This is a genomic window from Micropruina sp. (genome assembly GCF_047602385.1).
In the GTDB taxonomy this organism is placed as follows: Bacteria; Actinomycetota; Actinomycetes; order Propionibacteriales; family Propionibacteriaceae; genus Micropruina.
Map to the genome: position 1 here is coordinate 570502 of NZ_JASGHL010000001.1, position 23096 is coordinate 593597.

Sequence of the window (23096 nt, forward strand, 5' to 3'; positions counted from 1 at the left end):
CGGGCCAGGCTACGCGGAAGGCACGCCACACTTCCTCGCCGGCGTTTGGTGCCGTCGGAGCGCTCGCCGTAGACTGTGCGGTCGGCTCACAATCGGTGAACGAAGGGTTTGAACGTGGCTTCCACCAATGATCTGAAGAACGGCATGGTGCTCGACCTCGACGGTCAGCTCTGGCAGGTGCTGTGGTTCCAGCACCACAAGCCGGGCAAGGGCAACACCGTGGTGCGCACCAAGCTCAAGCATGTGCTGAGCGGCAAGGTCGTCGACCGCACGTTCAACTCGGACACCAAGGTGGACACCGCCAACGTCGACCGCCGCGAGATGCAGTACCTCTACCACGATGGCGACGGGTACGTGTTCATGGACACCGCCACCTACGACCAGCTGACGATCAGCGACGAGACCATCGGCGACGCCAAGAACTATCTGCTGGAGAACCAGAACGCCACCGTCGCGCTGCACGAGGGCAACCCGCTGTACGTCGACCTGCCGGCTTCGGTCGAGCTCGAGATCACCTACACCGAGCCCGGCCTGCAGGGCGACCGCTCCACCGGCGGCACCAAGCCGGCCACCGTCGAGACCGGCCTGAAGATCCAGGTGCCGCTGTTCATCACCACCGGCGAGCGGGTCAAGGTCGACACCCGCGACGGCGGCTACCTCGGCCGGGTCTGACCACCCGATGGCAGCCGACCCTGCGGTAACCACCCCGCGCAAGCGGATCACCACCCCGGACGGCACCGTCGCCGAACTGATCGAGACCCGTCCGTCCAGCCTGCCCGGACGCGGATCGTCGCGCACCAAGGCCCGCAAGCGAGCCCTGGACATCCTGTTCGAGGCCGACCTGCGCGGTGTGGACGCCGCCGGCCCGCTGGCGCTGCACATCGCCGAGGCCGACCCGCCGGTGCGTCCGTTCACCGTCGCCCTGGTCGAGGGTGTCGCTGCTCGCCAGGCCGAGATCGACGCCTTGATCGCCGGCTGCCTGGCGGCGGGCTGGACGATGGAGCGGATGCCGCGCGTCGACCGCTGCCTGGCCCGGGTCGCATTGTGGGAGATGCTGGACGGCACCACCTCCGCCGAGGTCGCCCTCGAACAGGCGGTCAGCCTCGCTCAGGAGCTCTCCACCGATGCCTCCGCCACGTTCCTCAACGGCGTTCTGGCTCGTGCCCGCGAACGGATCACCGCGGGCTGATCAGCGGCGTCCGGCCGAGTCGTCGAGCAGCATCCGCTCCAGCGCGGTGACCACCCACTCCGCCCACTGGGCGACGGTCCAGCCGCGACGCCGGACGAGGCCTTCCGCTGCGGTCGGGTCGAGCAGTGACCACACGGTATCGGCGGCTTCATCGACGCTGACGCCGGCGCGCAGTCCGGGGGTCAAGGCATCGGTGATCGGCCGCAGGTCGAGCCAACGCTTGCCTTCGTAGGCCTCGTAGGCCTCGGCGATCTTGGGATCGGAGTCCGCGGCCTGACGAAAGGCGGCCAGCACCGGCAGAGCAGCGGGCAGGCTGTCGGCGATCAGCGTGGCCAACTGCCGCAGCGCAGCCCGGGGCGAGGCCGCCTCAAGGACCGCGCGCATGTCCGATCGCTCCACCAGATGCTCCGCGTCGGCGTCCCCGGCGCGGACGCTGTCGACGGCGGCGGTGAGCAACGACGCCTTGTTGCCGTGGGCGTAGACGGTCTCGACCGCGACGCCGGCCCGGGTCGCGATGTCCTTCATCGTCGTCCCGCGGTACCCCCGCTCGGCGAAGCAATCGGACGCCGCGGAGACGATCGCCGCCCTGGTCTGTTCGGCCTGCCGTGCCCGCACGACCGACGCGTACTGTCGCCTGCCCTTGCTCTGATCATTAGGTGCAGTCATACTGGATCCAATCCATACTGAATGGACTCAATATATTCTCCAGGAGGAACTCATGGAACAGGGCACTCCGACGATCGGCACCGCTGCCGCCCGGCACGTCCGGCAACCCCGGCTCGGCCAGGCCCACACCGCCGAAGGCGAGCTGGACCTGAGCGCCATCTACGTGATTCACCATGCCGTCCGGCGGGACCTGCGCGATTTCGCCGCCGCGCTCGTCCGGACGCCGCTGGCCGACGCCGACAGCTGGGCGGCGCTGGCTGACCGTTGGTCCCAGCTGACCACCGCGCTGCATCACCACACCCGGGTCGAGGACCGGGGCATCTGGCCCGAGATCGCTCGCCGGCTGGCGGCTGACCACCCCGGGCACCGTGCGCTGGACGCGATGGCCGCCGACCATCTCGCCATCGAGGATCTGGTCGTCCGGGTGGCGGACGCCTTCAGCCGGATCCGTACCGAGCCGAGCGAGTCGGTGCGGACGCTGCTGGTCGCGAGCTTCGGGCGTGCCGACGACGCAATCCGGACGCACCTGGCCAATGAAGAAGTCGGGGCGCTGCCGTTGATGCAGGCCCACCTTCCGGTGGAGCTGTGGCAGTCCGCGCAGACCGATGCGGGGAAGGAGTACGGACTGTCCGACCTCCGTTTCGCCGTCCCCTGGAGCGCCCACGAGATGCCTGCGGAGCAGTTCGACCTGGCCTTCGCCCACGGCGGTTTCCTGATCCGGCTACTGCTGGTGATCACCCGCGGCGGGTTTCTCAAACGCCACGCCAAGGCATTCCGCCATCTGTCCGCGGACGGCGGCTGACAAGGCCATACGCCCGGCCGTGGCGCGGTCAGTCGCCCGAGCCGAGCCGCTTGTGGAAGTCGAAGCCGACCAGTCGCCGGTACATGCCGACCGCCTCGTACAGGTGGGTGGCGCCGGTCGGGCTCTCGGCGTCCACATGCAGCTTGACGGCGGCCCGCCCGTCCGCTGCATAGCGGGCGAAGCTGGTGTGCAGCAGCGCCTTGGCGACGCCGCGTCCGCGTCCCTGGCGCAGCACCCCGAGGTTGGCGATGTACCCCGCGTCGTCGGCCTCGAGGTAGGAGTTGTCACCGATCAGCCCGCCGACCGGCTCGCCGTCGATCTCGGCGACGTACCAGTGGGAGCGGTCGAGGAGCGCATCGGACGACCGGGACTCCCGCCAATCGTCGAAGGTCCGCAGCTGAAAGTCGTAGTGGTCACGGAACGACTCGGTGATCAGCCGGTACATGATCTCCAGGTCGGGGCTGTCCGCGTCCGGGATCTCGGCCTGCCGGACGGTCACCCCGGCCGTCGGAGCTGGCGCGGCATACCCGGCGAGGTCGATCTGCATCTCGATGAAGGCCCGCATCTGCTGGAAGCCGGACGCCTCGGCGTGCTTGCGGGTGAGCGCATCGTGCTCGTTCACCCACAGATCCAGCCGCGGCGCGGTGACGCCGAGACCGGCGGCGATCGCGAGGGTCAGCCGCTCCGTCCAGTCCAGTCCGGCGCGCCACAGCTCGTCGACCAGTCCGGACGGCAACCCGCGGTCCACCGCCACCTGCGCCCAGTACTTGTCGTCGAAGTTGCGGAACAACTGCCACACCGCGACGGTAGCGCCGTCCCGCTCAAGGATCCGGACGTCGTTGCGTTCGCGGCCACGCGGAGTCTCGAACCAGTCGGCCACCTCGTCCTGGCTGAGCGAACTCTCGCCGGCAGACGCCAGCTGTTCGGCGCTGAGCAGCGCGAACATCGCGGGGACGTCGTCCGCACCGGACGCGCGGATGCCGATTCCTTCGGGCAGCACAGGATCGGGGACGGACGCGCGAGCGTCGTCGGTGCTGGATGTCTCCGTCATGGCTCATGACCTTATCCGGCAAGGTCCCGTTCAGTGCTCCGAGCCGGGTGGCTATCGCCAGGTCTCGATCACAATCGATCCGGCGGGAGCGCGCTCGAACTTCTGGTCGCCGGTGAGCAGTGGCATGTCGAGCGATTCGGCCAGGGCGACATAGAACGCGTCGTAGGCGCTGAAGTTGTCACGAAGTGTCAGCACCCGATGCTGAAAAGGCTGCATCGGGTAGCGCACCATCGGCAGGGCAGCGAAGTCATCGAGCATCTGCTCGGCGCGCTCGGCGGTGATTGTGATCGCGGGCTTCGAGGTCATCAGCAGCCCGCGGATCGCCGAGGTCACCTCCGCGTCAATGAGCGTCGGCGCATGAACCTCTCGCTGCCGGCGGAACCGCTCGCGAAGGGCGGCGTCGCCGGTCCGATTCTGCAGCAGCCGGACGACGATCGAAGCGTCGACGACCGTCATGCGTCAGCGCCGGTCGCCGTCGATGAAGGCCCTGATCTGATCGCCGTCGGCCTCGATGCTCGCCCGGCCGGCGACTCGGGCCAGGACTTCGTCCATGGTCGGACGGGAGGCGTCAGCATGGATCAGCTCGCGCAGGTAGCTGGACAACGACATGTTCCGAGAGGTTGCGTGGGCCCGGATGGCTTGAAGGTCTTCGGAAGGGACGTCCCGGACCTGGATGATCTCCCTGCTCATGCAGGCAGCGTAGCTGTTGTTCATGATAAGTGCATGCACGTTGGCCGATGGGCAAAGATGGACTCTGCGAGCGCCGCAGGGGCTTGCTCGGTCGAAGGTGGCCGCGAAGCTCGGGTCCACGCCCTCTCGCAGTGTGATGACTACCGTGCGAGGATGGCGGCATGGTCTCCGCGCTGCTTGACCGGGCGATTTACTCCTACCGGGACGTGGATCGTCTCGTGGGGCTGCATTCGGGCACCGCGCGTCGTTGGCTGGACGGTTGCCGTCGCGCCGGCAGGTTCTACGATCCCGTGCTTCGGGAGGAGCCGACCGGGTCGGAAGATGTGACCTGGGGCGAGATGGTCGAGGCCAGGCTGCTAGCGGAATTCCGTAGTCGGAAGGTTCCCGTTCAGCGGCTCCGCCCGGCGATCGAGCGTCTCCGGACCGAGTTCGGCCGCTACCCGCTGGCCCACGCCCGCACCCTCCTCGATGTGGAAGGCAGGGAGCTGGTGCGGGTTGTTCAGGAGGAGGTCGGCCTGGAACGCCAGCTCCAACTCGTGGTCGTCCGCAACGGACAACTCGTCCTGGCCGATCCGGCCCAACGCTTCCATACGGCCGTCGAATACGACGACGACATCGTGTCCCGCTTCCGGCCAGACACACGCACCCCCGATGTCGTCATGGATCCGAGTCGCGCCTTCGGACAGCCGGCGATTCGCAGTGTGCGCACCGACTCTCTGGCGGAGGACTTCCGTGCCGGCACCATCCGGGAAGACCTGGCCGATCTCTATGACCTCACGGCGGAGCAGGTGGACGAGGCGATCCGGTTCGAGCTGATTGCCGGTAGCGATCGCGCCGCCTGATCGAGCAGGACCCGGCGGTGTACTTCACAGACGAGAACACCCTCGGCATGGGCAAGTTGCTCCGTCGGAGCGGACGCGACGATGTGCTCTACCCCGGACACGAAGACCTGCCTGAGGTTCCGTTGGGCACGGCCGATCTGGAATGGATGCCCATCATCGGTGTCCGGGGGCTCGTTGTCGTGACCAGAGACTGACGGATTCGCACCCGTCCGGCGGAACTGCGGGCTACCACGAGCATGGCATCAGATCGGTCTGGATAGGAGCCAAGCTTGACCTCGGCCCGCGGGAGCAGCTGGCCCTGTTCCTGAAGCACGAGCCGCGGCTCGCCCGGGAGATCGTCAAGCGTGGTGGCGGTCCCTGGGCACTGGCACTCAACCAATCCGGCCTGAGGCCGCTGAACCTTCGGCCACCCTCCACGACGACCGACGGCTAGCTGACACCCCGATGAACCGGAACAAGCGTTCCACCGAGCGCCAGTCGGCGAACTCGTGGGGGCGGCGCGACATGCCTGGACGCCGTCCATGCCCACCTCGGCGGTCAGCGTCACCGTCCGGCTTTGATAGTCTCTCGTGAGTTTGAGCCCGCCCCGGCGGGGAAAGGACTTCCATGCCTTCAGGCTTCTTCGATCACGAACAGACCCCGGCCTTGTTAGTTCTCGAAGATGGACGATCCTTCCGCGGCGTGTCCTTCGGCGCGTCCGGCGAGGCGTTCGGTGAGGCGGTGTTCTCCACCGGGATGTCCGGCTACCAGGAGACGCTGACCGACCCCAGCTATCACCGCCAGGTCGTGGTCGCCACCGCACCGCACATCGGCAACACCGGCTGGAACGACGAGGACGACGAATCGTCCCGGATCTGGGTCGCCGGCTACGTCGTCCGGGACCTTTCCCGGGTGCGGTCCAACTGGCGCTCGAACCGCTCTCTGGACGACGAACTGCGTAACCAGGGCGTGGTCGGCATCGCCGAGATCGACACCCGGGCACTGACCCGGCACCTGCGCGAGCGGGGCGCTATGCGGGTCGGCATCTCCACCACCGAACTCGACCCCACCAAGCTGCTGAGCAAGGTGCGTGAGGTCCCGGCGATGGCCGGCTCCGACCTGGTCGCCGACGTCACCCTGCCGCAGGCCGAGGTGGTCGCCCCGGTCGGCGAGAAGCGGTTCACGGTCGCCGCGATCGACCTGGGCATCAAGGACATGACGCCGACCCGGATGGCCGAGCGCGGCATCGAGGTGCACGTGCTGCCGGCCACCGTCAGCCTGGACGAACTCACCACCCTGAACCCGGACGGCGTCTTCTTCTCCAACGGTCCCGGCGACCCGGCCACCGCCGACGCCCCGATGACCCTGCTGCAAGGCGTGCTCGATGCCGGCATCCCGTACTTCGGCATCTGTTTCGGCAACCAGATCTTCGGACGCGCCCTCGGTTTCGGCACCTACAAGCTGAAATACGGTCACCGCGGGATCAACCAGCCGGTCAAGGACCTGCGCACCGGGAAGGTTGAGATCACCGCCCAGAACCACGGCTTCGCCGTCGACGCGCCGCTGGACAAGCCGACCGAAACCCGCTGGGGCAACGCCCGGGTCAGTCACATCTGCCTCAACGACGATGTCGTGGAGGGCCTCGAGCTCACCGACGACGCCGACAACCTGCTGGCCTTCTCGGTCCAGTACCACCCGGAGGCCGCCGCCGGCCCGCACGATTCGGCCTACCTGTTCGACCGCTTCGTCGACGTGATGAGCCGACGCCGCGAACTGCCCAGCCCCACCACGAGCACCACCGATCAGGAGAACTGATGCCCAAGCGGACCGACATCTCGTCGATCCTCGTCGTCGGCTCCGGCCCGATCGTGATCGGCCAGGCCTGCGAGTTCGACTATTCGGGCACCCAGGCCTGCCGGGTGCTGCGCGAGGAGGGCTACCGGGTGATCCTGGTGAACTCCAACCCGGCCACGATCATGACCGACCCCGAGTTCGCCGACGCCACCTACATCGAGCCGATCCAGCCCGAGTTTCTGGAGAAGGTGATCGCCGCCGAGCGTCCGGACGCCCTGCTCGCCACCCTGGGCGGGCAGACCGCGCTGAACGCGGCCGTCGCGTTGCACGACAACGGGGTGCTGGAGAGGTACGGCGTCGAACTGATCGGCGCCTCGTTCGAGGCGATCCAGAAGGGCGAGGACCGGGAGAAGTTCAAGGAGATCGTCCAGGCGCTCGACATCCCCGGCACCAACCCGGAGGTGGCGCGCAGCCACATCTGCCACTCGATGGACGACGTGCTGACCGCCGCCGTCGACCTGGGCTACCCGCTGGTGGTACGGCCGTCCTTCACCATGGGCGGCGTCGGTTCGGGCTTCGCCCACGACGAGGACGAGCTGCGCCGGATCGCCGGCACCGGCCTGTCGGCGTCCCCGGTCACCGAGGTGCTGATCGAGGAGTCGATCCTGGGCTGGAAGGAGTACGAGCTCGAGGTGATGCGCGACAAGGCGGACAACGTCGTCATCGTCTGCTCCATCGAGAACCTCGACCCGATGGGGGTGCACACCGGCGACTCGATCACCGTCGCCCCGGCGATGACGCTCACCGACCGCGAGTACCAGGCGATGCGCGACGTCGGCATCGGCGTGATCCGGGCGGTCGGCGTCGACACCGGCGGCTGCAACATCCAGTTCGCGATCAACCCCGACAACGGCCGGATGATCGTGATCGAGATGAACCCCCGCGTCTCCCGGTCGAGCGCGCTGGCGTCCAAGGCGACCGGTTTCCCGATCGCCAAGATCGCCGCCAAGGTCGCGGTCGGCTACACCCTGGACGAGATTCCCAACGACATCACCGCCGAGACCCCGGCGTCCTTCGAACCCACCCTCGACTACGTGGTGGTGAAGTGCCCGCGGTTCGCCTTCGAGAAGTTCCCGACCGCCGAGAACACCCTCACCACGCACATGAAGAGCGTCGGCGAGGCGATGGCGATCGGCCGCAACTTCACCGAGGCGCTCGGCAAGGCGCTGCGCTCCCTGGAGGACCCGAAGTCGACCTTCGACTTCACCGGCGAGATCACCCAGTCGGTCGACGAGCTGCTGACCGCCGCCTCGCGTCCGCACGACGGCCGGCTCGGCCTGGTGATGAAGGCGTTCCGGGCCGGCGCCACCGCGCAGCAGCTGTTCGACGCCACCAAGATCGACCCCTGGTTCCTGGACCAACTGCAGCTGATCGCCGAGGTCGCCGAGCACGTCCGGGCGTCGCCGGAGCTGACCGCCGACGTGCTGCGGCTGGCCAAGCGGCACGGCATTTCCGACGAGCAGATCGCCCGGCTGCGGCACCTCAGCACCGACGTGGTCCGTGGGGTCCGTTGGGCGCTGGGGGTGCGTCCGGTGTTCAAGACCGTCGACACCTGCGCCGCCGAGTTCGCCGCGAAAACGCCGTACCACTACTCCTCCTACGACGAGGAGACCGAAGTCGCGCCGCGGACCAAGCCGGCGGTGCTGATCCTCGGCTCCGGTCCGAACCGGATCGGACAGGGCATCGAGTTCGACTACTCGTGCGTCCATGCCGCCCTCACCCTGTCGCAGCACGGCTACGAGACGGTGATGGTCAACTGCAACCCGGAGACGGTCTCCACCGACTACGACACCTCGGACCGGCTCTACTTCGAGCCGCTCACCCTGGAGGACGTGCTCGAGGTCTACCACGCCGAGTCGCTGGCCGGCCCGGTCGCCGGCGTCATCGTCCAGCTCGGCGGGCAGACCCCGCTCAAGCTGGCCCAGGCGCTGAAGGACGCCGGCGTCCCGATCGTCGGCACCTCGCCGGAGGCGATCCACCTGGCCGAGGAGCGCGGCGCGTTCGGCCGGATCCTGGCCGACAACAAGCTGACCGCGCCGGCTTACGGCATGGCCACCTCGGCCGACGACGCGCTCGAGATCGCCCACGACATCGGCTACCCGGTGCTGGTCCGGCCCTCGTACGTGCTGGGCGGACGCGGCATGGAGATCGTCTACGACGACGACTCGCTGGTCGGCTACATCGAGCGCGCCACCCACATCACGCCCAACTCGCCGGTGCTGGTCGACCGCTTCCTCGACGACGCCATCGAGATCGATGTGGACGCCCTGTTCGACGGCACCGAGCTGTACCTGGGTGGCGTGATGGAGCACATCGAGGAGGCCGGCATCCACTCCGGCGACTCGGCCTGCTCGCTGCCGCCGATCACCCTGGGCAGCGAGACGATCGACCGGATCCGGGTCGCCACCGAGTCCATCGCCCGCGGCGTCGGCGTCCGGGGCCTGATCAATATCCAGTTCGCGCTGCTCGGTGACGTGCTGTACGTGCTGGAGGCGAACCCGCGGGCGTCCCGGACGGTGCCGTTCGTCTCCAAGGCGACCGCGACCCCGCTGGCCAAGGCGGCGTCCCGGATCATGCTGGGCGCCACCATCGCCGAACTGCGCACCGACGGCACGCTGCGCGCCGACCGGGACGGGACGGCCCCGCTGGCATCGGCGCCGCTGGCGGTGAAGGAGGCGGTGATGCCGTTCAACCGGTTCCGCACCGCCGACGGCGCCTGGGTGGACAGCCTGCTCGGCCCCGAGATGAAGTCGACCGGCGAGGTGATGGGTCTCGACCTCACCTTCGGGGTCGCGTTCGCGAAGAGCCAGACCGCCTCCTACGGCGACGTGCCGACCGAGGGCTCGGTGTTCGTGTCGGTCGCCAACCGGGACAAGCGGCACGCCATCTTCCCGGTGAAACGCCTAGCCGACTTGGGTTTCAAGGTTTACGCCACCGAGGGGACGGCGCAGGTGCTGCGCCGCAACGACGTCGAGGTGACGGTGCTCCGCAAGGAGACCCAGGGCCCCGGCGCCGACGGAACCAAGACTGTCGTCCAGGCGATCATGGACGGTGAGATCAGCCTGATCTTCAACACGCCCTTGGGCGTGTCCGAGGGCGGCGACCCGCGCCGGGACGGCTGGCAGATCCGCTCCGCGGCCATCCTCTGCGACGTGCCCTGCGTCACCACCGTGCAGGGGTTGTCGGCGGCGGTGCAGGGGATCGAGGCGCTGCGCCGCGGCGGGCTCACGGTCCGCCCGCTGCAGGACTGGAGCGCCGATATGCGCAGCGAACTGGAGGCCGCGCAGCGATGAACCCGCGGGTGAGCCTGGTCGGCGCCGGCTATCGCGGCGTCGTCCGGCCGCTGCTGTTCCGCTCGCACCATGGCGACCCCGAGGGTGTCCATGAGCAGATGATCGACACCCTGGCCCGGCTCAGCCGGTCGCCGGGGTTCGTGTCGGCCGCCCGGCTGCTGGCCGGTAGCCGGGGTGCGCCGGTCACCGTCGCGGGGATCGATTTCCCCGGACGCGCCGGGCTCGCCGCGGGCATGGACAAGGACGGCCGCGCCGTCCTGGCCTGGCAGGCGATGGGTTTCGGCTTCGCCGAACTCGGCACCCTCACCGCGCAGGCCCAGCCCGGCAACGACCGGCCGCGAGTCTTCCGGCTGCGAAAGTCCAAGGCGCTGATCAACCGGATGGGCTTCAACAACGCCGGCGCCGCCCGGCTGCATCACGAACTGTCGCTGCTGGGGGTCTACCGCAACAACGACGGGGCCGGCATCCCGATCGGCATCTCGATCGGCAAGACCAAGATCGTGGCCGTCGAGGACGCCGTCGACGACTACCTGACCTCGCTCGACCTGGTCATTCCGCACGCCGACTACGTGGCGATCAACGTGTCCAGCCCGAACACGCCCGGGCTGCGCAGCCTGCAGGACGGGGGAGCGCTGCTCACCCTGCTGAAGGCATTGGTCGAGCGGGCGGCCGGACGGGCGCCGCTGTTCGTCAAGATCGCTCCCGACCTGACCGAGCCGCAGATCGACGAGGTACTCGCCGCGGCCACGGACGCCGGCGTGGCCGGCCTGATCGCCACCAACACCACGCTGTCGCGCGACGGCATCACCCCCGCCGATCAGCACCTGGCCGACCAGGCGGGAGGGCTGTCCGGGGCGCCGCTGACCGTTCGGGCCCGCGACGTGGTCGGCTATCTGGTGGCGCACACCGACCTGCCGGTGATCGCCGCCGGCGGCATCATGACCGCCGACGACGCGTCCGCGATGTTCGATCTGGGCGCACCGCTGGTGCAGCTGTACACCGGATTCGTCTATGCCGGACCCGCGCTCGCGGCCCAGATCAACGCGCTGACCAGGAGGAATGCATGACCAGCTACCACGAGCGGCTGACCGCGGCCGTCGGCCAGCGGGGCGCGCTCTGCGTCGGGATCGACCCGCACCCCGGGCTGCTGAAGGCCTGGGGACTGGGCGTGGACGCCGCCGGGGTCGAGGCGTTCGCCCGCCGGGTGGTCGAGGCCGTCGGTACCGACGTGGCAGTGTTCAAGCCCCAGTCGGCCTTCTTCGAGATCCACGGCTCAGCCGGCATCGCCGTCCTGGAACGAACCCTGGCCGACATCGCCGGCGCCGGCGCGCTGAGCATCCTGGACGTCAAGCGCGGCGACATCGGTTCCACCATGGACGCCTACGCCGAGGCCTACCTGGCCGACGGCTCACCGCTGGCCGCCGACGCGATCACGGTTTCGCCCTACCTGGGATTCGGTTCGCTGCAGCCGGCCTTCGACCGGGCCCACCGCTACGGACGCGGCGTCTACGTGCTGGCCCGGACGTCCAATCCCGAAGGCGGCCAGGTGCAATTGGCGTCCGCGGCGACCGGCAACCCGGTCGCCCAGGAGATCATCGACGCCGCCGCGCGGCTGAACAGCGAGACCGGGCAGAACGCCATCGGACTGGTGGTCGGCGGCACCCACGAAGATCTCGGCTGTGATGTCACTGCATTCAACGGCTCCATCCTGGTCCCGGGGATCGGATTCCAGGGCGGCCGGATCGATGACCTGCCCGCACTGTTCGGCGCCGCGCTGAGCAATGTGCTGCCGGCGGTGAGCCGTGACGTGCTGAGGGCCGGACCGGACGCCGCCGCGCTCGCGGACCGGGTGCAGGCCCTGCTCTGAGTCGTAAATCCCCTGATCGCGAGGGTTTTCAGCAAGGGCCTTGGGCGGTAAATTGTGCGGCACCAAGACATCCGGAGGGCACCGTGGCGATACCCCAACTGACGACGGAGCAGCTGCAGGCAGCACGGGCGGCCGCAACCGAAGCACGCCGAGCACGTGCGGCGTTGAAAGCCCGGGTCCGCTCGGGCGAGCTGAATCTGGCGCAGGCCCTCGACGAGGCGGGCTCCAACGAAGTGCTGGCCCACGTCAAGGTGATCGATCTGCTGAAGGCACTGCCCCGGGTCGGTGACAAGCGCGCCTCACTGGTGATGGAGCGCTACGACATCGCCGCCAACCGGCGGATTCGCGGACTCGGACGGCATCAGCTTGCCGGCCTGAAGGCCGAGTTCGGTGAGCGGTGACGTCACTGTCATCTCCGGTCCGACGGCGGTAGGGAAGGGCACCGTCGTTCGTGCGCTCAAAGAGCGTCACCCCGAAGTCTGGGTGTCGGTGTCGGCGACGACCCGTGCCCCTCGTCCCGGCGAGGTGGACGGCCAGCACTACTGGTTCCTCAGCAACGCCGCGTTCGATGAACTACTCGCCGCCGACGACCTGCTGGAGTGGGCGGTGGTGCATGGCCGCGACCGCTACGGGACCCCGGCCGGGGCCGTCCTTGGCGCCATGGATCGCGGCGAGCGGGTGATCCTGGAGATCGATCTGCAGGGCGCGCGGCAGGTTCGGGCCAGGCTTCCACAAGCGCGTTTGGTGTTCATCGCGCCGCCGGACTGGGACGAACTGGTCGCTCGGCTGGTGGGACGCGGCACCGAGAACGCCGAACAGCGGGAGCGTCGACTGCACACCGCGAGGGGCGAGTTGGCCGCCGCCGACGAGTTCGATCACATCGTGGTCAACGACGATGTGGGCAGGGCCGTCGATGAGTTGGTAGACTTATTGGGCTTGTGATTTGTGCCCACCCTGGCATGCTCGCAAGCCGAACCACCCGCAGGCGCCCGGACCTTCAGAACCGGACCGGTCGCGCCGCACCAACCGTGAGGTCATCCTTTGAGCACACATGCCCCCGAAGGCATCATCAATCCGCCGATCGACGAACTGCTTGAGAAGGTCGACTCCAAGTACCGCCTGGTGCTGTTCGCCGCCAAGCGGGCTCGGCAGATCAACGCCTACTACAGCCAGCTCGGCGAGGGCCTGCTCGAGAACGTCGGCCCGCTGGTCGACACCGGCGTCCAGGAGAAGCCGCTGTCCATCGCGCTGCGCGAGGTGAACGCCAGCGTCCTGGAGTGCACCGAGATCGACCCCGAGGCCGAGGCTGCAGCCCGCGCCGAGGCCGAGGCCGACCCGCAGTTCAACGACCTCGGCCCGTTCAGCGACGACCTGGCCTGATTCGCCGATGAGCCGGATCCTGCTCGGGGTTGCCGGCGGAATCGCCGCGTACAAGGCGTGTCTGCTGCTGCGGCGGTTCGCCGAGGCCGGCCACGCGGTCACGGTCGTGCCGACTCCGAGCGCGCTCGAGTTCGTCGGCGAGACCACCTGGGCGGCACTGTCCGGGCGTCCGGTGCACACCCAGGTGTGGGCGGACGCCCATGCCGTGCCGCACGTGGCGCTGGGCCGGGCGGCCGAGTTGGTCGTCGTCGCGCCGGCGACCGCCGACCTGCTGGCCCGGGCGGCGTCCGGGCGGGCCGACGACCTGCTCACCAATGTGCTGCTGACCGCGACCTGCCCGGTGTTGATGGCACCCGCGATGCACACCGAGATGTGGCTGCACCCGGCGACCCAAGCCAACGTGGCGACGCTGCGTGCCCGCGGCGTGGTCGTCCTCGACCCCGACTCCGGACGCCTCACCGGCGCCGACACTGGGCCGGGACGGCTGCCCGAGCCGTCCGAGATCGAACAGGTGGCGCTGTCCCTGCTCGATCCCTCGGTCGTGGCTGCGGCGCGTGACCGGGACCTGGCCGGCGTCCGGGTGACCGTGAGCGCCGGCGGCACTCGTGAGGCGCTCGACCCGGTCCGCTATCTGGGCAACGCGTCGTCGGGACGGATGGGGATGGCGCTGGCCCGGGCCGCGCTGCTGCGCGGCGCTGAGGTCCGGGTCGTCGCGGGTGCGGTCACCGCGACCGTGCCCGGAGGGGCCGAACTGGTCGAGGTGGTCTCGACCGCCGACCTGGCCGAGGCAATGGCCGAGGCTGCGACCACGTCCGACGTGCTGATCATGGCCGCCGCACCCGCCGATTTCACCCCGGCCACGCCCAGCGCGGGCAAGCTGAAGAAGCAGGGGGACGCCGGGCTGACCGTGACGTTCGCCCAGACCACGGACGTGCTGGCCGGCCTGGTCCGGCAGCGGCGTCCGGGCCAGGTGATCGTCGGCTTCGCCGCCGAGACCGCGGGGTCGGCGTCCGAACTGATGGAACTGGGCCGCGCCAAGCTGGCCCGCAAGGGCTGCGACCTGCTGGTGCTGAACGACGTCAGCGGGGGAGCGGTGTTCGGGGCGGCTGACAACACGGTCGCGATCATCGACGCCGACGGCGTTGTCGGTACTGTTGCCGGGGACAAGAATCTCGTCTCGCACGGCGTCCTCGATGCCGTCGCCACTAGCAGAAAGAGCAACCGATGAGCCGCCTGTTCACCTCGGAGTCGGTCACCGAAGGCCACCCCGACAAGCTGGCCGACTCGGTCTCGGACGCCGTCCTGGACGCCCTGCTCACCCAGGACGCGGAGAGCCGGGTCGCCGTGGAGACCCTGGTCACCACCGGCACCGTGGTGGTGGCCGGCGAAGTCAGCACCAGCGGGTATGTGGACATTGCCAAGCTGGCCCGGGAACGTATCCTGCAGATCGGCTACGACTCCTCGGACAAATCGTTCGACGGGGCGTCCTGCGGCGTCCTGGTGTCTCTCGGCGCGCAGTCACCGGACATCGCCCAGGGCGTGGACGATGCCGGCGAGCACCGCGAGGGTGGCTCCGGTGACGTACTGGACGCCCAGGGCGCCGGCGACCAGGGCCTGATGTTCGGCTACGCCTGCACCGACACACCGACCATGATGCCGCTGCCGATCGACATCGCGCACCGGCTCGCCGAGCGGCTGACTGCGGTGCGGCGGGACCGGGTGCTGCCCTTCCTGCTGCCCGACGGCAAGACCCAGGTCACCATCGCCTACGACGGCGACCGGCCGGTGGCCGTGGACGCCATCGTGGTGTCGTCGCAGCACACCGGTGCGGCGTCCTACGACCGCGACATCCGCCCCGGCATCCTGCACGAGGTGATCGAGCCGGTGCTGGCCGGGTACGAGGTGTCCACCGACGGGTTGAAGGTGCACATCAACCCGACCGGCAAGTTCGTCATCGGCGGCCCGATGGGCGATGCCGGGCTCACCGGCCGGAAGATCATCGTGGACACCTACGGCGGCATGGCCCGGCACGGCGGCGGCGCGTTCTCGGGCAAGGACCCGTCCAAGGTCGACCGGTCGGCCGCCTACGCGATGCGCTGGGTGGCCAAGAACGTGGTCGCGGCCGGTTTGGCGACCCGCTGCGAGGTGCAGGTCGCCTATGCCATCGGACGCGCCCACCCGGTCGGCTTCTACACCGACTGCTTCGGCACCGAACAGGTCCCCCTGGACCAGATCACCGCCGCCGTCCTGGAGGTCTTCGACCTGCGCCCGGCGGCGCTGATCCGCGACCTGGACCTACTGCGCCCGATCTACTCCAAGACCACCAACTACGGCCACTTCGGACGCGAACTCCCCGAGTTCACCTGGGAACGCACCGACCGCGCGGGCGCACTGGCGAACGCCGTCCGCGGATAGCCCTGCACGCTCCCCGGGGACGGTTCTTCTGGTCACCGGGGACGGTTCTTTTGGTCACTGGGGACGGTTCTCCTGGTCACTGGGGACGGTTCCTTTGGTCACCGGGGACGGTTCCCCTGGTCACCAGTGGTCCGGGATCTAGCTGGATCAAGCGGGCATGAGCTCGATCAGCGCCTGAGCCATCGCCTCGGACGTCGTCGCGCCGCCATGACCCTCATCGACCACCACGAGGCTGCTGGACGGCCAGCGCCGATGCAGCTCCCACGCGGTGACGAGTGGTCCGCTGACGTCGAGTCGGCCGTGGATCAACACCGCCGGCAGATGGGCGATGGTCTCGATGCGATCGAGAATGCCGTGATCGCCGAGGAAGCCATGGTTGGCCCAGAGGTGCGTGATCTGGATGGCCAGTAGTTCCTGCTGGTCGGCCGACAACGTCGTGAAGTACGGCTCGTGTCGAGGATCCAGCGACACGTGCACGTCCTCCCAGGCACACCAGGCAGCTGCCGCCGCTCGGCGCACCTCTGGGTCGGGATCCGTGATCCGCTCGAGATAGGCGTCGACCACCCGCTGGCCGGGCCGGCGTCCGGAGGCGGCGGCGTACGCCTCCCACTCCCGCGGGAAGACGCGTCCTACCGATTCGGTGGTCCACTCGACCTCGGCGCGGCTGGTGGTGGTGACCGCGGCCAGCATCAGGCCGGTGGTCCGCTCGGGATGCTCCTGCGCGTAGGCGAGCGCCAAAGTGGAGCCCCAGGAGCCGCCGGTGACCAGCCAGCGCTCGATACCCAGGTGCTCGCGCAGTTCCTCGAGATCGGCGATAAGGGTCCGCGTGGTCAGCGCTGATCGGTCGAATACCGGTTCGGTGGCGAGTGGCCGGCTGCGGCCGCAGCCGCGCTGATCCAGTCCGACAATCAGCCAGTCGTTCGGGTTCGCGGTGCGTCGGTACCCGCCGCCGTGCAGCCCTGTTCCCGGACCGCCATGCAGCCACACCAGCGGTGCGCCGTCGGGATTGCCACTGGCCTCCCAGTACAGCTGGCTGCCGTCCGCCATCGTGAGCAGTCCTGACCGGAAAGGCTCAATCGGGGAATGAAGCATCTGGGCAGGCTATCCGGTAGCGCCGGCCCGCGGGCGACCGACACCGCACGACGAAAACGTCGGTGGGGACCTCTAGCATCGAGGTCGTGGTTGAGCCGAGGGTCGCAAGGGTGGCGGTGGACATGCCGCTGCCGCATCTTGATCGGCCTTTTGACTACGCCATTCCCGATGACCTCGCGGCGACGGCGGTGCCCGGCTGCCGGGTGAAGGTGCGCTTCGCCGGACGCCAGCGCGACGGCTACGTGCTCGACGTCGTGACGGCATCGGACGCGGACCGCGAACTCTCTCCGCTGCTCAAGGTGGTCTCCGCCGAGCGCGTGCTGCACCCCGAGATCGCGGGCGTCGTCCGGGACGTCGCCGACCACTACGCGGGCACCTTCGCCGACGTCGTCCGGCTTGCGGTGCCGCCGCGCCACGGCATGACTGAGACCGCCGAGCCGCCGGACTACCCGCCGCTCCGGACGCCCGACCGAGCGGCGGTGGTGCTGTGCGAGTACCCGCGCGGGGCAGCGCTGCTACGGGCACTGGCCACCGAGGTGGCCCCGCGGGCGACACTGTGCCTCGCGCCGGTGGCGCGTCCGCTCGGCAACTGGATCGAGGCCATGGTCGAGGCCGCGTCGGCGACCCTGACGGGTGGACGCGGCGTCCTGCTGCTGGTTCCGGACGCCGCCGATCTGGCCAGGCTCGAGGCGCGATGCGCTGAGTCATTCGGACGCGGCAGCTTCGTGACGCTCACCGCGGAGAAGGGTCCGGCGGCCCGGTATCGCGCGTTCCTGGCGGCTGCCCGTGGGCAGGTCCGGCTGGTCCTCGGCACCCGGGCGGCCGCCTTCGCACCGGTGCTGGATCTCGGCTTGATCGCCCTGTTCGACGACGGCGACGATTCGTGGGCCGAGCCGCGGGCACCCTACCCGCACGCCCGCGTGGTTGCCGCGCTGCGGGCCACGCGGCAACACTGCGGACTGCTGTACGTCGGGTACGCCAGGAGCGTCGAGACCCAGGCGATGGTCGATCGGGACTGGCTGGTCCCCGTCGAGCTGCCGTCTGCTGCGCGGCGTGAGGCGTGCGCCGTCGTCCGCGCCACCGACGACGGGGCACCATCGAGCGGACGCGGCCCGGCGGCGCATTCCCGCCTGCCGCACGAGGTCTTCACGGCCATTCGGGCTGGCCTTGCCCGTGGACCGGTGCTCGTGCAGGTCCCTCGCGCCGGCTATCTCGCCGGTTTGGCGTGCGGGCGATGTCGCACAGTTGCGCGGTGTGCGGCCTGTGGGCACCCACTGGCGGGGGAGCGCGGCGATCGCGGGGCGGCCCCAGTGTGCCGGGTGTGCGGCGTCCGACCTGAGTGGCGATGTGCCGAATGCGGCAGCACTGAGTTGCGGGCGCCCCGGGTCGGGGTGGTGCGGACAGCCGAAGAACTCGGCCGAGCATTTCCGCAGACACCGGTGGTGCAATCGAGTGGTGACCATCGGGTCGATCGGGTGGGTGCCGAACCGGCGCTCGTGCTGGCCACCCCCGGGGTCGAGCCGATCGCGGAGGGTGGCTACGCCGCGGCGGTGCTGCTCGATGCGGAGTTGCTGCTGGCCCGTGCCGACCTGCGGGCAGGCGAAGAGGCACTGCGGCGATGGTTGGCGGCGGTGGCGCTGGTGCGGGGGGCGTCCGACGACGGCAGCGTGGTGATCGCCGGACCGGCGTCCGCGCGGGCGATCCAGGCATTGGTCCGGCTCGACCCGGTGGGCTTCGCCGTGCGCGAACTGGCGGACCGGGGTGAGGCCGGGTTCCCACCGATGAGCCGCCTGATCAGCGTGGAGGGCAGTGGTCAGGCGGTCGAGGACGCCGTCCGCATACTTCAGGCTGAGACGGGAGCGGTGCCGCTCGGACCGGTGCCGGTGGCCGATGACGAGGTGCGGGCCACAGTCCGGGCAGCACTGGCTTCGGGTAGGGCGCTGGTGGCGGCCGCGAAAGCCGTGCAGGTGCGCCGAACAGCACACAAAGAGGACGGATTGTTGCGGGTACGGGTCGACCCTGCGGTGCTGTGAGCGTGTGACCGCCACGAATTCTTAGTCGGCCTGTGGATAACCTCCCACAGGTTCGCGGTTCGTGCGAGACTCGGCGCACCGATCGCTGGGAGGGGACCGGATGAGGTATCTGCTAGTCATGCTGCTGCTGCTCGCGGGGTGCACGCAGCCAGTCGCGCCATCGCCGAGTTCGTCGTCGTCATCGACGACAACATCTGCGGCGCCGCCGACTCCAACTCCCAGCCCGGTGTGTTCCCCGACGGGTGGGACGCCGCGAGCCTGTTCGCCGGAAGAGGTTGAGAAGACGGAGAAGCAGAACCGGCTCACGGAAGAGGCGATCGCGCTGTATCGCCGGTGGACGAAGGAGAGCACCAGACTGTATCGGGCTGGTGGCACGGACAAGCCGACAAAAGAGATGCTTGCGACAACTGCGGGAGAGTTCCAAGGAAGTGTCCTCGGCATCTTTCAAGACATCAAGTCGGCACACATTCGAGCGGTTGCTGGCGAGATCATCATCGTTAGCATTGGCCCGCACTCCGGAACTGCGCCCGCAGCTGGAAGTACCGGCATTGTGGCATGCATGGATTCTCGTTCGCTCAAGTTCGAACGTGGTGGGAAGCCGATTCGAGACGGCATATTGTTTAAAGAGTACGTGGTCGCGAAGTTAATTAAGGAAGAACTGCGTCTCTGGGATGTTTCGTCGGAGGTAGTGAAGTCGTGCTGAGATGGTTTGTGAGGCCAGCCCTAGTGGCGGGAATATCTATCGGGCTGGTGGTGGTTGACGGAACCTGCGCAACTCCGATCGCAACTGCGAGTTCTACCGTCCGGTTTATTCCTCAGGTAAGTACGGTGAAGAAGAAAAAGAAGAAGCGACCCGTAGTCAAGATCACGGCGCAAAAGGGAAGGGCGAACGGATCTATGAATATTGCTGGTCGTCGGTCCAGGGCGCAAAGCGGAAACGTATCCTGGCAGGGCGAGAGCACCAGCGAGAAGAAGCTGTCACAGACGGATCGTGAGGCTGCGATCGATTCGTGCGTCCGGAGGGCAGATCCCTCGTTGTGCTTTGGCGTCGACGACCTGGCCAACGCTGGTACGCTGACCGGACCACTTGCCCAGGCCATGGCCGTCAACTTGGTCACTGAGGTACGTCTCCCGACGCCGACACCGAACTTCGGGCCGGACCCCAACAACAATGAGTGGAAGATGCTCGCGGTCGGCTTCCCGGTGTGGCTGTGGACCGATGGCCCCACATCAGTGTCGACCTCGGCAAGCGCGAGCGGGTTCACTTTCCGGATGTCAGCTCGATTGCGATCCACCACGTTCCACATGGGTGACGGCAGCTCGATCACGTGCACCTCGATGTCCACGTACTCATCAGCCGTGAAGCCTGGCGCGCCGTCACCCGATTGCGGCCACGTCTATACCCAGCCGTCGCTGCCGAAGGGGAAGTACACCGTCCGGGCGGTCGCCGACTGGGACGTCAGCTGGTCGGTCGCGGGCTTCTCGGGCGTGATACCGGCCTACAACGACGCCACTGCCACGATCCCGATCGGCGAGCTCGTCGCCCTCAACCGCTGACACCCGGCCACGGGAGCCTGCGATGGCAGTCGTAACAGCCCGAGCCCGTAGGCTGACGCGGTGCGACTCGTATTCGCCGGCACCCCCGAGGTTGCCTTGCCTTCCCTCGACGCCATCGCGGCGTCACACCACGAACTCGTGGCAGTAGTCACCCGTCCCGACGCTCCGCAAGGTCGCAGCAAGCGGTTGATCCCGAGCCCGGTGGCGAGGTGGGCGTCCGAGCGTGGCATCGAGACGCTGAAGCCGGCCACTACACGCGACACGGACTTCGCCGACCGGTTGCGGAACCTGGCGCCGGACTGCTGCCCGGTGGTTGCTTACGGGTCTTTGGTGCCGGCCGAAGTGCTGGCCATCCCCCCGCACGGCTGGATCAACGTGCACTTCTCCGTACTGCCCGCCTGGCGGGGCGCCGCGCCCGTCCAGCGCGCCATCCTCGCCGGCGACACCGAAACCGGGATCTCGATCTTCGACCTGGTTCCTGCCCTGGATGCAGGAGACCTCTACCGGCAGGAGACCTCGGAGATCGGTGACGCAGAGACTTCTGGCGACGTGCTTGGACGTCTCGCCGAGCGCGGTGCACAGTTGCTCATCGAGGTGCTCGACGCCATGGCGGCCGGCACCGCGCTCCGCACTCCGCAGCCGGACGAGGGTGTCACGCTTGCCCCCAAGCTGACCGTCGCCGACGCCCGGATCGACTGGACGCGGAGCGCCGTCGAGATCGACCGCCAGGTCCGGGCCTGCAGCCCCAACCCAGTCGCCTGGACCACGTACCGGGGCGAACGGTTCAAGGTTTGGCTGGGTCGTGCGCAGGCCGGCACGGTGCTCGCGCCCGGAGCCATTGACGCTGGACGCCGCACCGTCAACGTCGGAACGGGGCGCGGAGTGCTGGAGCTGACTCGGGTCCAGCCGGCCGGCAAGCGAGCGATGGCGGCAGCCGATTGGGGCCGCGGGCTCGGCGCGGACCCGGGGACCTTTGAGTGAACGCACACAAGGATCCGGATCGGGCCGGATCAGACCAGCCCAAACCGGATCACTATCGCCGGCCGTCGCCGAAGCGCGGCGACAAGAGTCGCAGAACTGGCTCCGACCCGGCCAGGGTGGCCGCCTACCGCACCCTGCGTGCCATCACGGCCGATGACGCCTACGCAAATCTGGCTTTGGCTGAACAGACCGCGGGTCTGTCGGCTCGCGACGCCGCCTTCGCCACCGAACTCGTCGCCGGGAGTTGCCGGGCGCTCGGGCTGTACGACGCCATCATCGCCTCGGCCGGCGGACGCCCGCTGCGTACCCTGCAGCCTGCCGTCGTCGACCTGTTGCGGCTCGGCGCGCACCAACTGCTCGAGCTCCGGGTTCCCAGCCATGCCGCCGTAGCCGCGACCGTCGACCTTGCTCGCGTGGTGCTCTCCCAACGGGTGACCGGGGTGGTGAATGCCATCCTGCGCAAGATCTCGGCACTGGACGCCGACGCCTGGGCCGCCCGGCTGCGCAGGGAACGCACCGATGCGGACGCCCTGCTGGCCCGGCACCCACAGTGGATCATCGATGCCTATGCGGACCTGCTTCCCGGGTCCGAGATCCCGGCGCTGCTGGCGGCGAACAATGAGCCGCCGATCCCGCATCTGGTGGTTCGGCCGGGGCTTGCCGAGGTCAGCGAGTTGGGTGGACGCCCACTGCGCTGGTCGCCGTTCGGGGCGACGGCGTCCGGCAACCCTGCCGATCTGGCCGCGGTGAACCAGGGCCGGGCCGGCGTCCAGGACGAGGGTTCGCAACTGGTGGCCTGGGCACTCACCCTCGTGGAGGCTCCGGCTGGACCTTGGCTCGACCTGTGCGCCGGCCCCGGGGGAAAGGCTGCCCTGCTCGCCGGACTGGCGCGTGACAAGGGTGAACGTCTCGTGGCCAGCGAGCTTCAGCCCCATCGAGCCGCATTGGTCGGCCGAGCGCTGGCCAGGTATGACGAGCCTGGGCCGATCGTCATCGCCGCCGACGGTGCCCGTCCGGCCTGGCCCGCGAACCGGTTCGCCCGCGTGCTGCTGGACGCCCCCTGCACCGGCCTGGGCGCGCTGCGCCGGCGTCCGGAGGCCCGGTGGCGGCGCAAGCCCGCCGACCTGGACGTGTTGGTGCCGCTGCAGCACGAACTCCTGGCCTCGGCGATCAACGCGGCCGCACCGGGCGGTGTCATCGCCTACGCCACCTGTTCCCCGCACCGCCGCGAGACCAGCGAGGTCGTCGAGGCGGCTACGGGGGTGGAGATCCTGGACGCGCCTGCCGTCCTGCCGAGCATTCCGGACGCCGGTCGCGGCCCCTACCTGCAGCTGTGGCCGCACCGGCACGGCACCGACGCCATGTTCCTGGCCTTGCTACGTAAGGCTGCGCCGACCCAATAGGG

General features: G+C 68.9%; 24 protein-coding genes. 19 read left to right on the forward strand and 5 right to left on the reverse strand.

What is annotated here, in order from left to right; all coding sequences use genetic code 11:
* The first annotated feature begins 114 nt into the window (after positions 1–114).
* A complete protein-coding gene (gene efp, locus QM711_RS02635) occupies positions 115–672 on the forward strand; it encodes an elongation factor P (RefSeq protein WP_415096156.1) in 558 nt (185 codons plus the stop codon).
* A 7-nt stretch (positions 673–679) separates the two neighbouring features.
* Positions 680–1189 (forward strand): transcription antitermination factor NusB, encoded by a 510-nt coding sequence (nusB, locus tag QM711_RS02640; protein ID WP_415096157.1) that lies wholly within the window; start codon positions 680–682, stop codon positions 1187–1189.
* Here nusB and QM711_RS02645 read toward each other — a convergent pair whose 3' ends face one another.
* Complete coding sequence (locus QM711_RS02645; protein WP_415096158.1) at positions 1190–1855, reverse strand: TetR/AcrR family transcriptional regulator; 666 nt, start codon at positions 1853–1855, stop codon at positions 1190–1192.
* 52 nt (positions 1856–1907) lie between these two features.
* On the opposite strand from QM711_RS02645, the gene QM711_RS02650 reads away from it, so the two are divergent.
* Complete coding sequence (locus QM711_RS02650) at positions 1908–2657, forward strand: hemerythrin domain-containing protein (protein ID WP_415096159.1); 750 nt, start codon at positions 1908–1910, stop codon at positions 2655–2657.
* Positions 2658–2685: 28 nt separating this feature from the next.
* Here QM711_RS02650 and QM711_RS02655 read toward each other — a convergent pair whose 3' ends face one another.
* The 3 genes from QM711_RS02655 to QM711_RS02665 are packed head-to-tail and all read right to left on the reverse strand — an operon-like array spanning position 2686 to position 4398.
* Positions 2686–3708 (reverse strand): GNAT family N-acetyltransferase, encoded by a 1023-nt coding sequence (locus QM711_RS02655; protein ID WP_415096160.1) that lies wholly within the window; start codon positions 3706–3708, stop codon positions 2686–2688.
* A 51-nt stretch (positions 3709–3759) separates the two neighbouring features.
* Positions 3760–4164: a type II toxin-antitoxin system VapC family toxin gene (locus QM711_RS02660; RefSeq protein WP_415096161.1), complete on the reverse strand. Its 405-nt coding sequence runs from the start codon at positions 4162–4164 to the stop codon at positions 3760–3762.
* Positions 4165–4167: 3 nt separating this feature from the next.
* Positions 4168–4398: a hypothetical protein gene (locus QM711_RS02665; RefSeq protein WP_415096162.1), complete on the reverse strand. Its 231-nt coding sequence runs from the start codon at positions 4396–4398 to the stop codon at positions 4168–4170.
* Between the two features lie 161 nt (positions 4399–4559).
* Between QM711_RS02665 and QM711_RS02670 the strand changes: the two genes are divergently transcribed.
* The 11 genes from QM711_RS02670 to metK all read left to right on the forward strand — a co-directional run bounded on the left by QM711_RS02670 (position 4560) and on the right by metK (position 16028).
* A complete protein-coding gene (locus tag QM711_RS02670; RefSeq protein ID WP_415096163.1) occupies positions 4560–5240 on the forward strand; it encodes a DUF433 domain-containing protein in 681 nt (226 codons plus the stop codon).
* Positions 5241–5257: 17 nt separating this feature from the next.
* Positions 5258–5434 carry a hypothetical protein gene (locus tag QM711_RS02675; RefSeq protein ID WP_415096164.1) on the forward strand — a complete coding sequence of 59 codons (177 nt, stop codon included), beginning with the start codon at positions 5258–5260 and terminating at the stop codon, positions 5432–5434.
* Positions 5435–5846: 412 nt separating this feature from the next.
* Positions 5847–7034 carry a glutamine-hydrolyzing carbamoyl-phosphate synthase small subunit gene (gene carA, locus QM711_RS02680; RefSeq protein ID WP_415096165.1) on the forward strand — a complete coding sequence of 396 codons (1188 nt, stop codon included), beginning with the start codon at positions 5847–5849 and terminating at the stop codon, positions 7032–7034.
* Positions 7034–10366 carry a carbamoyl-phosphate synthase large subunit gene (gene carB / locus QM711_RS02685; protein WP_415096166.1) on the forward strand — a complete coding sequence of 1111 codons (3333 nt, stop codon included), beginning with the start codon at positions 7034–7036 and terminating at the stop codon, positions 10364–10366. Before carA ends, carB begins: the two co-directional genes overlap by 1 nt.
* On the forward strand, positions 10363–11433 hold the full coding sequence (locus tag QM711_RS02690; RefSeq protein ID WP_415096167.1) for a quinone-dependent dihydroorotate dehydrogenase: 1071 nt from the start codon (positions 10363–10365) through the stop codon (positions 11431–11433). Before carB ends, QM711_RS02690 begins: the two co-directional genes overlap by 4 nt.
* The gene (pyrF, locus tag QM711_RS02695) at positions 11430–12233 is read left to right on the forward strand and encodes an orotidine-5'-phosphate decarboxylase (RefSeq protein ID WP_415096168.1); all 804 of its coding nucleotides are present in this window, start codon (positions 11430–11432) and stop codon (positions 12231–12233) included. Before QM711_RS02690 ends, pyrF begins: the two co-directional genes overlap by 4 nt.
* A gap of 83 nt (positions 12234–12316) precedes the next feature.
* A complete protein-coding gene (gene mihF / locus QM711_RS02700) occupies positions 12317–12634 on the forward strand; it encodes an integration host factor, actinobacterial type (RefSeq protein ID WP_415096169.1) in 318 nt (105 codons plus the stop codon).
* Entirely contained in the window at positions 12624–13175 is a 552-nt protein-coding gene (gene gmk, locus QM711_RS02705) for a guanylate kinase (protein ID WP_415096170.1), read from the forward strand. Before mihF ends, gmk begins: the two co-directional genes overlap by 11 nt.
* A 99-nt stretch (positions 13176–13274) precedes the next feature.
* Complete coding sequence (gene rpoZ, locus QM711_RS02710) at positions 13275–13613, forward strand: DNA-directed RNA polymerase subunit omega (protein ID WP_415096171.1); 339 nt, start codon at positions 13275–13277, stop codon at positions 13611–13613.
* A gap of 7 nt (positions 13614–13620) precedes the next feature.
* Positions 13621–14841, forward strand: coding sequence for a bifunctional phosphopantothenoylcysteine decarboxylase/phosphopantothenate--cysteine ligase CoaBC (gene coaBC / locus QM711_RS02715; RefSeq protein ID WP_415096172.1), 1221 nt, complete (start codon positions 13621–13623; stop codon positions 14839–14841).
* Positions 14838–16028 carry a methionine adenosyltransferase gene (gene metK, locus QM711_RS02720; protein ID WP_415096173.1) on the forward strand — a complete coding sequence of 397 codons (1191 nt, stop codon included), beginning with the start codon at positions 14838–14840 and terminating at the stop codon, positions 16026–16028. The genes coaBC and metK overlap by 4 nt, the downstream gene beginning before the upstream one ends.
* Before the next feature lie 147 nt (positions 16029–16175).
* Here the strand turns inward: metK and pip are convergent, their stop codons facing one another.
* Entirely contained in the window at positions 16176–17120 is a 945-nt protein-coding gene (gene pip / locus QM711_RS02725) for a prolyl aminopeptidase (protein WP_415096174.1), read from the reverse strand.
* An 86-nt stretch (positions 17121–17206) separates the two neighbouring features.
* Between pip and QM711_RS02730 the strand changes: the two genes are divergently transcribed.
* The 5 genes from QM711_RS02730 (at position 17207) to QM711_RS02750 (ending at position 23094) form a co-directional block, all read left to right on the forward strand.
* The gene (locus QM711_RS02730; protein ID WP_415096175.1) at positions 17207–19153 is read left to right on the forward strand and encodes a primosome assembly protein PriA; all 1947 of its coding nucleotides are present in this window, start codon (positions 17207–17209) and stop codon (positions 19151–19153) included.
* Positions 19154–19271: 118 nt separating this feature from the next.
* On the forward strand, positions 19272–19856 hold the full coding sequence (locus tag QM711_RS02735; RefSeq protein ID WP_415096176.1) for a hypothetical protein: 585 nt from the start codon (positions 19272–19274) through the stop codon (positions 19854–19856).
* 125 nt (positions 19857–19981) lie between these two features.
* Entirely contained in the window at positions 19982–20710 is a 729-nt protein-coding gene (locus QM711_RS02740; protein WP_415096177.1) for a hypothetical protein, read from the forward strand.
* 60 nt (positions 20711–20770) lie between these two features.
* Positions 20771–21691 (forward strand): methionyl-tRNA formyltransferase, encoded by a 921-nt coding sequence (fmt, locus tag QM711_RS02745; protein WP_415096178.1) that lies wholly within the window; start codon positions 20771–20773, stop codon positions 21689–21691.
* A gap of 116 nt (positions 21692–21807) precedes the next feature.
* Positions 21808–23094 carry an RsmB/NOP family class I SAM-dependent RNA methyltransferase gene (locus QM711_RS02750; protein ID WP_415096878.1) on the forward strand — a complete coding sequence of 429 codons (1287 nt, stop codon included), beginning with the start codon at positions 21808–21810 and terminating at the stop codon, positions 23092–23094.
* The last annotated feature ends 2 nt before the right edge of the window (positions 23095–23096 follow it).

Excerpts from the sequence above, each read along its gene's own strand:
- nusB (WP_415096157.1), top strand. The coding sequence starts at position 680 with ATGGCAGCCGACCCTGCGGTAACCACCCCGCGCAAGCGGATCACCACC.
- QM711_RS02645 (WP_415096158.1), bottom strand. The coding sequence starts at position 1,855 with ATGACTGCACCTAATGATCAGAGCAAGGGCAGGCGACAGTACGCGTCG.
- QM711_RS02650 (WP_415096159.1), top strand. The coding sequence starts at position 1,908 with ATGGAACAGGGCACTCCGACGATCGGCACCGCTGCCGCCCGGCACGTC.
- QM711_RS02655 (WP_415096160.1), bottom strand. The coding sequence starts at position 3,708 with ATGACGGAGACATCCAGCACCGACGACGCTCGCGCGTCCGTCCCCGAT.
- QM711_RS02660 (WP_415096161.1), bottom strand. The coding sequence starts at position 4,164 with ATGACGGTCGTCGACGCTTCGATCGTCGTCCGGCTGCTGCAGAATCGG.
- QM711_RS02665 (WP_415096162.1), bottom strand. The coding sequence starts at position 4,398 with ATGAGCAGGGAGATCATCCAGGTCCGGGACGTCCCTTCCGAAGACCTT.
- QM711_RS02670 (WP_415096163.1), top strand. The coding sequence starts at position 4,560 with ATGGTCTCCGCGCTGCTTGACCGGGCGATTTACTCCTACCGGGACGTG.
- carA (WP_415096165.1), top strand. The coding sequence starts at position 5,847 with ATGCCTTCAGGCTTCTTCGATCACGAACAGACCCCGGCCTTGTTAGTT.
- carB (WP_415096166.1), top strand. The coding sequence starts at position 7,034 with ATGCCCAAGCGGACCGACATCTCGTCGATCCTCGTCGTCGGCTCCGGC.
- QM711_RS02690 (WP_415096167.1), top strand. The coding sequence starts at position 10,363 with ATGAACCCGCGGGTGAGCCTGGTCGGCGCCGGCTATCGCGGCGTCGTC.
- pyrF (WP_415096168.1), top strand. The coding sequence starts at position 11,430 with ATGACCAGCTACCACGAGCGGCTGACCGCGGCCGTCGGCCAGCGGGGC.
- coaBC (WP_415096172.1), top strand. The coding sequence starts at position 13,621 with ATGAGCCGGATCCTGCTCGGGGTTGCCGGCGGAATCGCCGCGTACAAG.
- metK (WP_415096173.1), top strand. The coding sequence starts at position 14,838 with ATGAGCCGCCTGTTCACCTCGGAGTCGGTCACCGAAGGCCACCCCGAC.
- pip (WP_415096174.1), bottom strand. The coding sequence starts at position 17,120 with ATGCTTCATTCCCCGATTGAGCCTTTCCGGTCAGGACTGCTCACGATG.
- QM711_RS02735 (WP_415096176.1), top strand. The coding sequence starts at position 19,272 with ATGCTGCTGCTGCTCGCGGGGTGCACGCAGCCAGTCGCGCCATCGCCG.